The sequence below is a fragment of the uncultured Clostridium sp. genome, from assembly GCF_947072515.1.
In the GTDB taxonomy this organism is placed as follows: Bacteria; Bacillota; Clostridia; order Clostridiales; family Clostridiaceae; genus Clostridium.
Genome location: NZ_CAMTIG010000025.1, coordinates 31,194 through 45,881 on the forward strand (window position 1 = coordinate 31,194; position 14,688 = coordinate 45,881).

19 protein-coding genes are annotated in these 14,688 nt (G+C 28.0%); 17 read left to right on the forward strand and 2 right to left on the reverse strand.

The features are described 5' to 3' along the window. The first annotated feature begins 112 nt into the window (after window positions 1-112). On the forward strand, window positions 113-859 hold the full coding sequence (locus Q0W06_RS10670; protein ID WP_297635002.1) for a hypothetical protein: 747 nt from the start codon (window positions 113-115) through the stop codon (window positions 857-859). 25 nt (window positions 860-884) lie between these two features. On the opposite strand, the gene Q0W06_RS10675 is transcribed toward Q0W06_RS10670, so the two are convergent. Further along, window positions 885-1,694: a MerR family transcriptional regulator gene (locus tag Q0W06_RS10675; RefSeq protein ID WP_297635005.1), complete on the reverse strand. Its 810-nt coding sequence runs from the start codon at window positions 1,692-1,694 to the stop codon at window positions 885-887. A gap of 85 nt (window positions 1,695-1,779) precedes the next feature. On the opposite strand from Q0W06_RS10675, the gene Q0W06_RS10680 reads away from it, so the two are divergent. Then, the gene (locus Q0W06_RS10680; protein ID WP_297635008.1) at window positions 1,780-2,403 is read left to right on the forward strand and encodes a GNAT family N-acetyltransferase; all 624 of its coding nucleotides are present in this window, start codon (window positions 1,780-1,782) and stop codon (window positions 2,401-2,403) included. 20 nt (window positions 2,404-2,423) lie between these two features. Here Q0W06_RS10680 and Q0W06_RS10685 read toward each other — a convergent pair whose 3' ends face one another. Continuing rightward, entirely contained in the window at window positions 2,424-3,332 is a 909-nt protein-coding gene (locus tag Q0W06_RS10685; RefSeq protein WP_297635011.1) for a LysR family transcriptional regulator, read from the reverse strand. Between the two features lie 178 nt (window positions 3,333-3,510). On the opposite strand from Q0W06_RS10685, the gene Q0W06_RS10690 reads away from it, so the two are divergent. From Q0W06_RS10690 to Q0W06_RS10760, 15 genes are all read left to right on the forward strand, one after another. Continuing rightward, the gene (locus tag Q0W06_RS10690) at window positions 3,511-4,500 is read left to right on the forward strand and encodes a choloylglycine hydrolase family protein (RefSeq protein ID WP_297635014.1); all 990 of its coding nucleotides are present in this window, start codon (window positions 3,511-3,513) and stop codon (window positions 4,498-4,500) included. Between the two features lie 150 nt (window positions 4,501-4,650). Continuing rightward, entirely contained in the window at window positions 4,651-5,280 is a 630-nt protein-coding gene (locus Q0W06_RS10695) for a class I SAM-dependent methyltransferase (protein WP_297635017.1), read from the forward strand. Between the two features lie 62 nt (window positions 5,281-5,342). Further along, a complete protein-coding gene (locus Q0W06_RS10700) occupies window positions 5,343-5,915 on the forward strand; it encodes a maltose acetyltransferase domain-containing protein (protein ID WP_297635020.1) in 573 nt (190 codons plus the stop codon). A gap of 134 nt (window positions 5,916-6,049) precedes the next feature. After that, window positions 6,050-7,177 (forward strand): metallophosphoesterase, encoded by a 1,128-nt coding sequence (locus tag Q0W06_RS10705; protein ID WP_297635023.1) that lies wholly within the window; start codon window positions 6,050-6,052, stop codon window positions 7,175-7,177. A gap of 2 nt (window positions 7,178-7,179) precedes the next feature. Beyond that, complete coding sequence (locus Q0W06_RS10710; RefSeq protein WP_297635026.1) at window positions 7,180-7,476, forward strand: hypothetical protein; 297 nt, start codon at window positions 7,180-7,182, stop codon at window positions 7,474-7,476. 149 nt (window positions 7,477-7,625) lie between these two features. Then, window positions 7,626-8,138 (forward strand): DUF4342 domain-containing protein, encoded by a 513-nt coding sequence (locus tag Q0W06_RS10715; RefSeq protein WP_297635029.1) that lies wholly within the window; start codon window positions 7,626-7,628, stop codon window positions 8,136-8,138. Between the two features lie 147 nt (window positions 8,139-8,285). Next, window positions 8,286-8,828, forward strand: a complete 543-nt coding sequence (locus Q0W06_RS10720) for a ubiquitin (RefSeq protein WP_297635032.1) — start codon at window positions 8,286-8,288, stop codon at window positions 8,826-8,828. After that, window positions 8,828-9,511 (forward strand): response regulator transcription factor, encoded by a 684-nt coding sequence (locus Q0W06_RS10725; protein ID WP_297635034.1) that lies wholly within the window; start codon window positions 8,828-8,830, stop codon window positions 9,509-9,511. The genes Q0W06_RS10720 and Q0W06_RS10725 overlap by 1 nt, the downstream gene beginning before the upstream one ends. Further along, window positions 9,504-10,748: a HAMP domain-containing sensor histidine kinase gene (locus Q0W06_RS10730; RefSeq protein WP_297635037.1), complete on the forward strand. Its 1,245-nt coding sequence runs from the start codon at window positions 9,504-9,506 to the stop codon at window positions 10,746-10,748. The genes Q0W06_RS10725 and Q0W06_RS10730 overlap by 8 nt, the downstream gene beginning before the upstream one ends. 217 nt (window positions 10,749-10,965) lie before the next feature. Further along, a complete protein-coding gene (locus Q0W06_RS10735; RefSeq protein WP_297635040.1) occupies window positions 10,966-11,940 on the forward strand; it encodes an MATE family efflux transporter in 975 nt (324 codons plus the stop codon). Between the two features lie 14 nt (window positions 11,941-11,954). Then, a complete protein-coding gene (locus Q0W06_RS10740; RefSeq protein ID WP_297635043.1) occupies window positions 11,955-12,269 on the forward strand; it encodes a hypothetical protein in 315 nt (104 codons plus the stop codon). 19 nt (window positions 12,270-12,288) lie between these two features. After that, window positions 12,289-13,407 (forward strand): serine hydrolase, encoded by a 1,119-nt coding sequence (locus Q0W06_RS10745; protein ID WP_297635046.1) that lies wholly within the window; start codon window positions 12,289-12,291, stop codon window positions 13,405-13,407. Window positions 13,408-13,474: 67 nt separating this feature from the next. Continuing rightward, window positions 13,475-13,891, forward strand: coding sequence for an NINE protein (locus Q0W06_RS10750; RefSeq protein ID WP_297635049.1), 417 nt, complete (start codon window positions 13,475-13,477; stop codon window positions 13,889-13,891). Further along, window positions 13,885-14,232, forward strand: coding sequence for a DUF2752 domain-containing protein (locus tag Q0W06_RS10755; protein WP_297635052.1), 348 nt, complete (start codon window positions 13,885-13,887; stop codon window positions 14,230-14,232). The genes Q0W06_RS10750 and Q0W06_RS10755 overlap by 7 nt, the downstream gene beginning before the upstream one ends. A gap of 232 nt (window positions 14,233-14,464) precedes the next feature. Beyond that, a partial coding sequence (locus Q0W06_RS10760) for a rubredoxin-like domain-containing protein (protein ID WP_366516770.1) occupies window positions 14,465-14,688 on the forward strand: 224 nt, incomplete at its 3' end.

Sequence of the window (14,688 nt, forward strand, 5' to 3'; positions counted from 1 at the left end):
TTATGAAAGAAAATGGTTTTGTAATAATAATAACGGTAATATCTAGTGTTAGTGCATATTATATTTTTAGAAAAAGAGAAAAACAAAGAAACTAAAAGAAAGTGTGAAACAAATGAAGAAGACATTATATGATTATAAGGAAGTTATAAGAAAGCTTCCTTTAAAGGATAAGTATGAAAAAGATGAATTATTAATAGAGGATTTATTGGTAGAAAGAGATGGTAATATTGAAATATATTATGCACCGCATAATGAGTATTTAAATGCAAAGGCAAAGATTTTTATTGTTGGAATAACTCCAGGGTTTCAGCAAATGTCTAAGGCTATTTCTACAGCAAGAATAGATTTAGAAGAAGGAAAGAGTATTGAAGAAATTCAGTATGATTGTAAGGCAGCTGCAAGGTTTAGTGGTAGCTTAAGAAAGAACATGATTAATATGTTAGATAGTGTAGGCCTTAATAAAATTTGTGGAGTGGAGAGTTGTTTAGAGCTATTTGGAGAGAAAGATAACTTATTACACACAGTATCATTAATTCCATATCCTGTTTTTGTGAAGAAAAAAAATTATACAGGACATACTCCGAAATTATTGAAGAGCCAGTTTTTAATGAAATACGTACAAGGTAATTTTATGGATGAGTTAAAGAGGATTGAGAACTTTAAAAGTATTCTTTTAGTGCCACTTGGAAAAGCTGTGGAAGAAGTTTTATATAAGCTTTCAGAAGAGAATATAATAGATGAAAACCAGATATTAAAAGGGTTTCCACATCCATCAGGAGCTAATGTAAATAGATTAAAAGATCTTGAAAAAAATAGAGAAAGTTTAGAGAAGAAAATCAAAGAATTTGGTAATAAATAAAAAAAGATTGCGACAGCAATCTTTTTTATTTACAATGAATTTCAACTTGAGTAACATATTCGTCTACATCAGAAATTGCAAACTCATTAATACCTCTTTCAAAAGCGTATCCTGTTAAAGTTAGATTGTTATCCTCTGCAAATTTAAAAAGTTTATTATAAAGAAGAGGTAGTCTATTCCAGTCACCAATTAAGAAACCACGAATATAAGTCCCTTTTGGTTTAAGAAAAAGATTTGTTCCTTTTATATCAATAACAGTAAAAATACCATCATATTCATCAAGTTGATTTTTTCTTACTTTTTCTAATGAAATAAAGCTTCCACAACTTTTTTTATAAGAACACAAATCCCAAGCTTCTTTTAAGTGTTCCATTATAGGAAGGGCATTTTGTTCTATATGATCAAAGTTTAAATTTAGTGGAGTTGTAAGGAGATACTCTTCGTTAAGTTCAACAAGCTCAATTTTACAATCATAAATTTCGTTAGATAAACTAAGCATTTCTTTTCTTTTATAAAGAACATTTTTTAGTTTTTTTAATTTTTTTATAGTAGTATCTATTTCTTCAATCTTTAAGTTAGCTATTTTAATAAAATCAGCACTATTTGGTTTTTTAGTATAGTCTTTTATTTCATTAATTGACATATTTAACTCTCTTAAAGCAAGTATATTTTCTAGCTCTATGCTTTGCTCATAAGTATAATATCTGTAGCCATTATCCCCTTTATGCCTAGGTGAAAATAATCCTATTTCATCATAATAATGTAGAGTTCTTTTATTAAGATGGTGTAATTTAGCAAATTCTCCAGCAGTGAAGTATGCAATATTATTTTTCATTTGACCCTCCTATTGACCTTACAGTTACTGTAAGCCTTATAATAATTATAACATAAGATTTTAGAAAAGAAGGAGTGGATGTCATATGAAAGGAAAAATTGAGTTTAGAGAATATAGAATAGAAGATCGAGTATTTCTTGAAAATATAATAAGAAAAACATGGCAATATGACTTGTTTTGTTCAAAAGAAGTGGCAAGAAATATGGCGAGTTTATATCTTGCAAGTTGCTTAGCAAATCAGACATATACAAAGGTTGCGTTAATAGATAAAGAACCTGTTGGAATTATTATGGCAAAAAATATAAAAGGATATAAAGGAAAAGTAGGACTTATGTTCAATCAGTTCAAGAAAGGACTGAGATTATATTTGAATAAAGAAGGAAGAGAAACTTTAAAGGTTTTTTCAGGTATAAGTGATTTAGATAAAGAATTATTGAAACAACGAAATAAAGAATATAAAGGTGAGATAGCTTTTTTTGCAGTAAATGAAAAGTGTAGAGGAACAGGAGTAGGAAAATCTTTATTTAATTTTGCTATGGAATATTTTAAAAAAGAAAAAATAGATGACTTTTATTTATATACAGATGATACTTGTAACTATGGATTTTATGAGCATCAAGGACTTTTAAGATGTGGAGAAAAAGTACATGAAGTACCTATTAAGGTAAAAAATGAAATGAAATTTTACCTATATGAAGGTGTCGTATAGTGAAAGGTAGTATTAGAAGATTAATTTACTTCTAATACTGCCTTTTTTAAATGTGATAAAAAGTCTTTAGAAAAAGTTTGACCTGAAAAATCAGTAGATTCTAAAAACCATAAACTAGGATTAATAAAATTTTCTTTTTTTTCTACATCTATAATTTTAATGTTTGATGAGGTATTAGATAGAAACTGTCTTGTAAGATAATTTAAAGTTGGAGCAATAGCCATATTCTCTTCTATTGCATTTAAAATAAAATTTATGTTATTACTTTGCAAAAATATTTCTGCTTTTTTAGTACAACAATCTTCAACATAACTAATATAGTTTTTGAGAAACTTATCGTTATATACAGCAATATTTTCTTTAATGACATCATTAAAAGATAAAGAATTTTTTAATGCTAATGGAGAGGCTTTGCTTATCATAAAACAAAAATCTCCTTCTATTAATTTATAAGATTTATAGTTTATATTTTGATTCTTTATAGTGTCAGCAAAGGAAATTATAGCAAAGTTATATTTCTTACTTTGAAGTCCTTTTAAAAGTATTTCAGTATCATGTTCCTCAACAGAAACCTCTAAAAATTCATACTCTTCTTTTAACTTTTTTAAGGCTTTCATTAGAGGATAGCTTACACCTGGAATAATACCAATTTTAATTTTTAATTTCCTATTTTCTTTATCACTTGAGTACTTATAAATTTTTTCTTGAATAGATAAAATTTGCATGGCCTCTCTTAAAATATATTGTCCTTTTTCAGTAGTAAAACTACCAGATTTAGAACGATTAAAAAGTTTGATATCTAGTTCTTTCTCTAGGGATGAAACAGCTTGACTGACAGCTGAAGTAGTTAAATTTAATCGATTGGCCGTACGAGAAAAATTCTTTTCTTCTCCTAAAGCAACTAAAATTTTAAGTTGTTCAAAATTCATAATAACTCCTTTAGATATAAATAAAATATATAAAAATATAGCATACTCTAAATTAGAGTAAAGTTTTATAGTTAAGTACAACTTAACTATAGTTTAAGTTTATTTAATTTTACTTAATAAAGCAAGATATGTAAAATTAGATTATAGAGATTATTTAAATTAGAAGGAAGTGGTTAATATGTGTACTAGTTTAACTTTAAAATCAGAAGATAATAAGAACTTTTTAGCACGTACAATGGATTTTCCATTAGCATTTGATGAAAGTGTACATTTAATTCCTAGAGATTTTAAATGGTATAGTGTTGCAGATAAAAAGGAGCAAAAGAGCAAATATGCAAGCCTTGGAATGTCTGTAGTTATGAATAATCATCCAATACTTGCAGATGGAGTTAATGAAAAGGGGCTTTGTGTTGCAACTTTATATTTTCCAGGCTTTGCACATTATGAAAAGAATTTAAGCGAAGATAAGATAAATTTAGCACCATATGATTTTGTTTATTATGCTTTAGCAAATTGTTCAGATTTAGAAGAAGTTAGTGAAATGGTGAAAAATGTAGAGTTTATAGATGTTTCATTATCATTTTTAGGACTTACACCACCATTACATTGGATAGTTACTGATAGAAGCGGAAAATCAATAACTATAGAAAATACAATTGATGGACTTAAAATTACAGATAATCAAATAGGAGTAATGACTAATAGTCCTGAAATTGGTTGGCATTTTACTAATCTACGTCAATATATAGGAGTTAAACCTACTCAAAACAATCCTGTAAATTGGGCAGGATTAGATTTAAGTGCATTTAGTCAAGGTGGCGGAACATTTAGTATTCCAGGAGATTATACTCCACCATCAAGATTTGTTAGAGCAGCGTACTTAAAGAGTGTATCTGTTCTTGCTAAAGATGAAATTGATGGGGTTACTTCACTTTTTCATATTCTTGCAAATTGTGAAGTTCCTAAAGGTGCAGTATTAAAAGATGGTAAGGAATTAGACTTTACTTTATATACAGCGGCAATGTGTAGTGAAAGCTGTACTTATTATTATAAAACTTATGAAAATTCACAGATATCAGCTATAAGCATGAGCAATGAAGATTTAAATAGAAAAGATATAAAGGCATTTGAAAATAAAAGAAAACAAAAAATAGAATGTCAAAATTAAAATTAACCACCAAAAGTTTTTTTGGTGGTTTTTATCTTATATAAAGTTAAAAGAGAGATTTTATAGTAAGTTGCCATCGGATAATAAAAATAGAAGTGTTATAATAAAAATAATATTAGAAATTTTATAGGTAGAAAGGAAGGGTTTACTATGTCAGAAAAAATAGATTTTGATTTTATAAAAAATGCAGCATTTCCAAAGGGAGATGGAGGAACTCAGATTTTAAGTAATATGAATGAAAATCATGGAGACCTTACTAGTTGGGGATTTGAGCATATAAACTTTGGTAAGAAAGTTTTAGATATTGGATGTGGAGGTGGAGGAGCTATAGCTCGTCTTGCAAAAATGCATCCTGAAACTATAATATGTGGATGTGATATTTCACCTACATCTATAGAATGTTCAACTGAAAAAAATGAAGAAATCATAAAGAATGGAAGATTAAGCTTAAAGGTAAGTAATGTTTCAAATTTAGATTATTCAAATGAAGAATTTGATTCAGTATATTCAGTTGAAAGTTTATACTTCTGGCCAAATCAACAAGAAGATTTAAAAGAAGTATTTAGAGTTTTAAAAACAGGTGGAAAGTTCATGACTGTTTTAGAAATGGTTGGAGGAAGCTTAAGTGAAAAAAGTTCAGCTATAGCAAATCATTTAAATATGAATTGTCCATCACCAGAAGAGCTAGAAAAGTTATTAAAGAATGCTGGTTTTTCAGAAATAAAAGTAGATTACAATAAAGAAAATTCATGGCTTTGTGCAACAGCTATAAAAAAATAGATAATGTGTGGGATAATATGGTAATATGAAGTGAGAATTTATTTATACAAGGAGAGAAGAATATGAGTAATAAAACAGAAAAAGAAAAGATGTTAGCTGGAGAAATGTATAATCCACAAGATGCAGAATTAAAGGTAGAATTTTTAAAGGCAAGAAAATTAACAAGACTTTTTAATAATACGACGGAAGAACAAGTGGATTATAGAGGACAATTATTAAAAGAACTTTTTGGTGCGACAGGAGAAAATATTTATATAGAACCAACTTTTAGATGTGATTATGGATCGAATATTTATGTTGGAGAAAACTTCTATGCAAACTTCGATTGTATTATATTAGATGTTTGTGAAGTGAAAATAGGTAAGAATTGTATGCTTGCACCAAGAGTATGTATTTATACTGCGACACATCCTATTGATCCAATTGAAAGAACATCAGGAGTAGAGTTTGGAAAACCTGTCACAATTGGCGACAATGTTTGGATTGGGGGAAGTGCAGTGATTACACCAGGTGTCACAATTGGTGACAATGCTGTTATTGCAGCAGGAGCTGTTGTGGTGAAAGATGTTCCTGATAATGCAGTTGTAGGTGGGAATCCAGCAAAAATAATTAAATTTATAGAAAAGAAAAATTAAAGAATAAAAATTTAAAGATAGCACAAAATTTATCAAATAGATTTTGTGCTATTATACTTAAATAAAAAATGATATATTAAAAATAAAATCAAATGATAAAATGAGAGATTAACTAAAGAGAGGAGTGAATAGATATGAAAATATTAAAAAATATTGCAATGATTATATTTGTAGTATTGTATGCACTAATGAATGTTTTCATAGCTGATACAATTAATAGGGCATTAATTAATGCCTTTGATATAAATATAGAATACATATTATTGATTTTAGTAGTAATAGGAACTATAGTAGCTGTTATAACAGTTGGATTATTATCTAAAAATGTAGGGGCAGTAACAGGAAAGATAGGGTTATACTCTTTTGGATTTTCAGTGATGGCTTTCTTTACAATCTTGATTACAGATTTAATTGGGAAAATTGTTCTTGGAGGAACAACTCATGAAAAATATTTTGGGGTAGTTCAGATAATTATTATACTAATAGTATTTTTATATGGAAGATATAATGCTGGTAAAGTGAAAATAACTAATTATGATATACAAATTGATAAAGAGAGCAGTTTAGATAAACTAGAAGTTATTTTAATTAGTGATTTGCACTTAGGATATTTTAATGATAATAAAAAATTTAGAAGAAATGTAGAAAAGATAAATAGTTTGAAACCAGATGTAGTAGCTATTGCAGGAGATTTGTTTGATGAAAACTTTAAAGCACTGCAAGGTGAAGATGAAGCTATAGAGATATTTAATAAGATAAAAAGTACTTATGGAACATATTTAAGTTTTGGGAATCATGATGCAGGAAGAACTTTTGAAGGTATGAAAAATTTTGTTCAAAGTACAAACATTAAGTTGTTAGAAGATGAAACAGTAACTTTTGATAAAAAGTTTGCAATTGGAGGAAGAAGAGATTTAAGTCCTATGGGATTTAGTGGAGGAACTAGACATAAGGATTGGAATAAAGATGGAGTAAAAGATATTCCTATAATTCTTTTAGACCATCAACCTATATTCAAAGAGTATAACAAAGAAGATGTCGATTTGATTCTTTCAGGACATACACATAAAGGACAGATATTTCCTTTTAATTTAATAACTAAAATGCATTTTGAAAATCATTATGGTTATGTAAAATTAAAATCAGGAATACAAACTATAGTAACATCAGGACTTGGTACATGGGGACCACCTGTAAGACTTGCATCAAGAAATGAGATTGTTAAAATTAATATTAGATTTAACCAAAAGGAGCAAAAATAAGAATGTTAGAAAAAAAATTAACAGAAGAGATTATAAAGAATTGTGCTGTGGCAGAAAAAGATTATGAGTGTAAAATGACTCGTCTTCTTCAGACTATAGAAAGATTTGGGGCAGTTAGAACTATTCAAGAGATATTAAGAAAAGGTAGAACTTCAGATTGTTTTGAAAAGTTAGCAAAAGTAAAAAGACTTGATTTAACTATGGAAGCAGTAATAGTTAAGCCTAAGTACGGAGCATTATTTACTGATGAAGAAGTAAATGCTTGTTACGATTTATTATGTGAAAATGGATATTATTAAGAAGGTCGGCATAGAGATATGCCGGCTTTAAATTTTATTAAATTGTTTTTTAATCTAATTTTAATCTTTCTTATATTTTAGATTAATTTTGAAAAAGTATTATATAACCATGATGAATGAGAAAAACAAATTGTGGAGGTAATATAATAATGGATAATAAAGAAAAAATTGAATTATTAATGAAAAAAACAAATGTTAGTTATGAGGATGCAAAAAGAGTTCTTGAAGAATGTAACTGGGACGTTTTAGATGCTGTCGTAAAGTTAGAAAGAGAGGGGAAAGTTGAAAATAATGAGGTAACTACAATTATTGAAGTAAAAGAAGAGAAACAGAAAGAAGAGAAGTTTGGCGGTGTAGGTGAACTTGTAGGAAGAATGTTTAAGTTCTTAGGAAAGTTTATTAAAAAGGGAAATGAAAACTATTTTGAAATTAGAAAAAATAATGAGAAGCCAATTAGAATATCATTAACAATATCGATTTTATTATTAGTATTTTTATCAGTTCCAACAGTAGTTTTATTAATAGTAGGATTATTCTGTGGGTATAAGTACTCTCTTGCAGGAAAAAAGGTTAACTATGATGGAGTAAATACTGTTTTTGAAGAAGTTTCTAAGTCAGCTGACTCTGTAAAAAAAGACTTTAAAGCTGGTTATGAAAGTTAATATAGATTAAAAAAGGCTGTTACTAAATTAAGGTTGTGTAACAACCTTTTTTGTATTTAATTATATTTAGAAATATGTGGGTAAATGATATAATTTAATAATTGAAGAGTGTATTAAAGTAAGCAAAGATAAGGGAAAGGATTATTTATGGAGAATCTTAAATTAGTAGAAAAATTAAGAGAAAAAACTGATATAAGTTATGAAGAAGCAAAAGATGCTTTGGAAAATAATGATTGGGATATATTAGATGCAGTACTTTCTTTAGAAAGGCAAGGGAAAATTAAAAAGCCAACTATAGATATATTTTATACTAATGAAGAAATAGTTAGGGAAAATCTTGATTTATATAAAGAGGAAAATTATAAAGAGGGAGAAAAAAAGAATAATCCGACAGGCTTTTTTGAAGCGATATGTAGAGGGATAGATACTTTAAATAATATATTTTTTGAAATAAAAAAAGAAAATAAGGTATTATTAAAAGTCCCATTAACAGTACTTTTAGTTCTTTTGTTCTTTGGATTTTGGATTTTAGTTCCAGCTATAATAGTTGGATTATTTTTTGATTTAGAGTTTTCAATAGAAGCTAAAAATATTGATAAAACTAAGGTTAATCAAACAAATGAGGTTTTTAAGAAGATAACTAAGTATGTGAAAATTATAAAAGAAAAAATTAAAAAGGAGTTTAAGTAATGGTAAGTATTTTAATTGTTGAAGATGAGAAAAATATAGCAAGATTTTTAGAGCTAGAACTTACTCATGAAGGCTATAAAATAATAAAAGCTGATAATGGAAGAGTTGGACTTGAAATCGCAGAAAAAGGAGAAGTTGATTTAATTATTTTAGATGTAATGCTTCCAGAACTTAATGGATTAGAAGTGTTGAGAAGGCTTAGAAAAATATCAGATATTCCTGTAATAATGTTAACTGCAAGAGATGCAGTGATGGATAAAGTTTCAGGACTTGATGCAGGAGCAGATGATTATATAACTAAACCTTTTGCAATTGAAGAGTTGCTTGCAAGAATAAGGACAGCATTAAAGAAAAGAGTTATTATAGATAAAAAAGAAGATAATGATAAATTAGAATGTGGATTATTATCTTTAGATAAGCTAAGACATAAAGTTGTTTATGGAAATAAAGAGATTGAACTAACTAATAGAGAGTTTGTCCTACTTCAAGTGTTATTAGAAAATAAAAATATAGTTTTAACTAGAGATGTGCTTATGGAAAAGGTATGTGGATACGAATATGCTGGTGAAACAAATGTAATAGATGTATATATAAGATATTTAAGAACTAAAATAGATGATGCAGTAAATGAGAAAATAATTACTACGGTTCGTGGTGTAGGATATGTAATTAAAGATGAGTAAGAAGAAGCATAAAAATGTATCATCTATTGCAATAAAGATTAATTCCATGTATGTGAGAGATTTATTTTTTAAATTTCTTTTTCTAAATATATGTTTGATAGTTATTATGACTGTATTATGGTGTGCTCAAAATGAACGAGATTTTTATGGGAGCTTAGTTCAAAATGCAAAGAGAAGTTTTGATTTCTATCCAATACAAGATGCTAAATATATAGTTGTTTGGCCTGATGGAAGAACTATGGTAGAGAGTGCTAGTTTATTTTTAAATAATGTGAAGAATATCATAATAGGAATAAGTATAGTTGAAGTAATATATCTAATACATCAAATTTTATTCGGAACTGCAAAAGCAAGGAAAGTATTAAAGCCACTTAATGAAATTGTAGAAACTGCAAATAGGTTAAGTGAAATGGCAATAAATGAGGAAAAATTTCATAGTTTAGAGGAAGCTATATCTAAGATAGAAACAGTAACATCTAATGAGAGAGTTTATATAGGAGATAGTGAACTTAAAGGCTTAGAAGAGGCTATAAACAATCTTTTAGATAGAATGAGAGAAGCATATAGACAGCAAGCTAGATTTGTTTCAGATGCATCTCATGAACTTAGAACACCTATATCTGTAATTCAAGGTTATGCTAATATGTTAGATCGTTGGGGAAAAAATGATGAAAGCATATTAGATGAATCTATTACTGCAATAAAAAGTGAGTCAGAAAATATGAAAAATTTAGTTGAGCAGTTATTATTCTTAGCTAGAGGAATTAATGGAAAGATGGGACTTACAATTATAGAGGTTTCACTTAATGATATGATGAATGAAGTTTTAGAGGAATCTAAAATGATAGATAAAAAGCATGAATATAGATATATAGAATCAGAAGAAATATCCATTAAGGGAGATATAGGGCTTCTAAAGCAAACTGCTAGAATATTAATTGAAAATGCAGCTAGATATACAGATGATAATGAAGAAATAGTTCTTAGAACAGGCTTAAATGAAAAAGGAGAACCTTATTTTTCTGTACAAGATAATGGCATAGGAATGGAAACAGAAGATTTACCACACATATTTGAACGATTCTTTAGAGCAGATGCAGCAAGAGTGCGTAAAGATGGTGGAACAGGACTTGGACTTTCAATAGCTAAATGGATTATAGATAATCACAAAGGGTACTTTGGAGTTCTAAGTAGAAAAGAAATAGGAACAAGAATAACTGTATATTTACCACAATAGAATAAGAATATTTAAGATAAATTGAAAAGAAGCTTAGTAGAGAAAAACTACTGAGCTTTTTTTGTTTAACTTTTTGAAATATTAAAAAGATAGTACCTTAAAAGATAAGTTTTAATAAAACAAAATTTAGATATTGACTATACAGTAACTGTAAAGTATATGCTTATTATATTGAATAGGAAATATTATGAAATTTATTTAGGTAAAGGGGAAAGAGATGGATAATACAGCTATTTATACAAAAGAGCTTAATTTAAAAAGGATTTTAATTTTTACAATTCCAACAATTTTAATGACATTGATTCAGTCATCATATTCAATGATTGATGGAATGTTTATTTCAAATATTTTAGGTGATGAAGCATTGTCGTCATTAACTTTAATTTCTCCATATTTTAGTTTGTTTATTGCAATTGCAGCTATGTTTGCATCTGGAGGGAGTGCCGTTGTAATGAAGAAGATGGGAGAAGAAAAGCAGGAAGAAGCACGATCTGATTTTACTACATTAACTTTAGTTGTCGCAGGAATCGGAATAGTTTTAAGTACAGTATTTTTACTTTTTACAAAATATCTAGTAAGTATTTTTGGTGCAAATACTGTTGTAACTGAATTATGTAGGGAATATTTATTTGCATATAGTTTTTTTATAATTGCACAAGTTTTATTTTCTGTATTACAGATTTACACTATAGCATCAGGAGATTCAAAACTTGCAATGGTAAGTGCTTTGGCAGGTGGAGTTATAAATATAATTTTTGATGCAATTTTAATAAAAAATATGGGAATGACAGGGGCTGCAATTGCTAGTGGATTAGGAATGCTTGTGCCGTGTATTATTTTAGGGGCAAATTTTTTAAATAAAAAGAAATTATTATATTTTTCAAAAATTAGCTTTAACTTGAAAGTAGTTATAAGAACAATGACGAATGGAGTATCAGAGTTTTCATCTAATTTAGTAAGTGGAGTAGTTATTATGTTGTTTAATAATCGAATGCTTGCAATAGCAGGTCCAAGTGGTGTTGCAGCAAGTACTATAACTTTTTATGTATTTGGATTTATGAGTGCATTATATATGGGATATATGTTTGGTGTTTCACCTCTATTGAGTTATTTCTATGGAGCTCAAGAGACTTATAAACTTAAGAAGATTAGAAAGATAAGTATAGGGTTTATTGGGACAATAGCAATGTAGGTTCAGAAATATTAGTGTCAGCATTTACGAGTGTTGGTTCAACATCATATAACCTTGCAATAGGTGGAAATAAATTATTTTCTATAGCTTTATTATTCGTAGGCTTTAATACTTTTGCAAGTATGTTATTTACAGCATTATCTAATGGTAAGATTTCAGCGATTATAGCATTTTCAAGAACATTTATTTTCTTAGTTGCAGCAATTCTTTTATTACCATTAATATGGGGAATTAATGGATTATGGCTATCAGTTCCTATATCAGAAGTGTTAGCGCTTATTCTTTCAATCTATTTATTAAAAAAATATCAAAAAAAATATAGCTATTAATATTAAAGGGGGAAGTAAAATGATAAAAAAAGCAAAACTTTTATATAGATCTTTAAAAGCATTTAAAAAGGAAAATCTAGCTGATAGTTTTCAAAGAATGTATGAGATTCAACCATCAAAAAAAATTAATAGAGGTACCAGAGTTTTTGAGTTTAAAAAAAATATAGAAGAGTTACCCAGATTATTTGAATTTAATGAAGAAAAGAAGTCAGTTGCACAATTTATTAAGGATACTAATACAACAGGATTATTAATGATAAAAAATGATGAGATTATTCATGAAAAGTATTATTTAGGAGCAACAGAAAATACATTACTTGCATCAAACTCAATCTGTAAATCATTTGTTTCAGCATTATTAGGAATAGCTGTATCTGAAGGGAAAGTAGAGAGTATAGAGGATTCAGTAGGGCAATATGTATCAGAATTAAAAGGAACAGAAGTGGGAAATGTATCAATAAAAGATTGTTTGCAAATGTCTTCTGGAATTGATTTTGATGAAGATACAGATATGAGTAAAATGTCAATTTCTATGCTACTTGGAAAACCGGCAATCAAATATATTTCAAAATTAAAAGTTAAAGATGAAGAGGAAAAGAAGAGAAAATATTCAAGTATTAATACAGAAATAATTGGAGAGGTTATAAGAAGTGCGACAGGATATACTTTAAGTAAGTACTTAGAAGAGAAGATATGGAAGCAGATTGGTGTAGAGAAGGAGGCATACTGGACATTAAGCAATGATAAAGAACTAGCTATGGGTGGTTTAAATATAACTTTAAGAGATTATGCAAGGTTTGCAAGATTATACTTAAATAATGGGGAATGGAATGGGAAACAAATAATTCCGAAGAGATGGATAAAGGATACTATAAATATAGAAGAAAAACATTTAAGACCGAGAGCAAATAATGACTCGTATAGTGCATTAGGATATGGATACAAATGGTGGATTCCAGAAGGAGATGAAGAAGAATTTCTTGCTATAGGTATTTATAGTCAATGGATTTATATAAATCCTAAAAGAAACACAGTAATAATAAAAACTAGTGCACATCCAGGTTTTATGGATGAGAATCATGAGTTAGAAACAATTGAATTTTTTAGAGAGATGAGTAAAGAAAATATTTTAATTTAAACTGAATATAAAAAGTCCCTCTTTAATATATTTAATAAAGGAATATTGAATTAAAGGGGGACTTAATATGTATTGTAAAGAATGCGGAGCGGAACTTGGTAGTGATGAAGCTAAGTTTTGTACGAGTTGTGGGGTAAAAAAAGAAAATGGTGATAAGTTTTGCCAAGCTTGTGGCACAGCAAGAATAAATCCAAATCAAGAAGTCTGTTTAAATTGTGGAATAGAATTTAAGAAAGTTGGGAGTACAGGAAAGAAAAAAATGCCAGCGTTATTATTAGCATTATTTTTAGGAGGATTTGGAGCACATTTATTTTATGTAGGAAGAATAGGAAAAGCTATCTTATATATAGTTTTAACATTAAGTGGATTTTTAACATGCGGAGTAACAAGTATTATAGCTTTAATATTAGAAATTATAGATATAGTATTTATCTGTACTGATAAGTTTAAAGATTCAGAAGATAAAGTTTTAAGTGAATGGTGATAAAGAACTGGTACAAATATAAAATAGTAATACTTATAATTGCAATAATAGTTTTATATATGGTTCCTTTAGAGTATGTTGAGGGAAGAAGCTTTTGTATGCTAAATAATATATTTGGAATAGAATGTATAGGCTGTGGTTTTAGTAGGGCTTTTTTTAATTTATCACGATTAAATATTTTAGAAGCAATACAATTTAATAAAATGATAATTGTATTGGGACCATTATTTATTTTAGGATATTTGTACGAATTTTTTCATGCTATAAAAAGTATTATAGAAGTAAAAGAAAAAAGTATAATAGAAAAATGTATTTTAGCATGTTTACCATATAAAATTTAACTTTAGAAAATCCCATAAGAATATCTTATGGGGTTTACTTTGTTTATATGTAAAGCTTAGAGAAGTTATTTTATATAAAATAAAAAAATTTAAAAAAGGTATTTACAATTAATAATTATTATTATATAATAATAAATGTACCAAAGAGGTACACAAAAAAAGAATATAAACTAAGATATAAAAGCTTAGCGAAATAAATAAAATGTGTGTAAATAAGAGGAGGAAATTTATTATGAAAAAATATATTTGTACAGTATGTGGATACGTTTATGAAGGGGAATCTGCACCAGAAAAATGTCCAGTATGTGGTGTTGGAGCTGATAAATTCAATGAACAATCAGGAGATATGGCTTGGGCTGACGAACATAAAGTAGGAGTAGCACAAGGTGTTGATGAGAGAGTAATCGAAGGATTAAGAGCTAACTTCATGGGAGAATGTACTGAAGTAGGAATGTA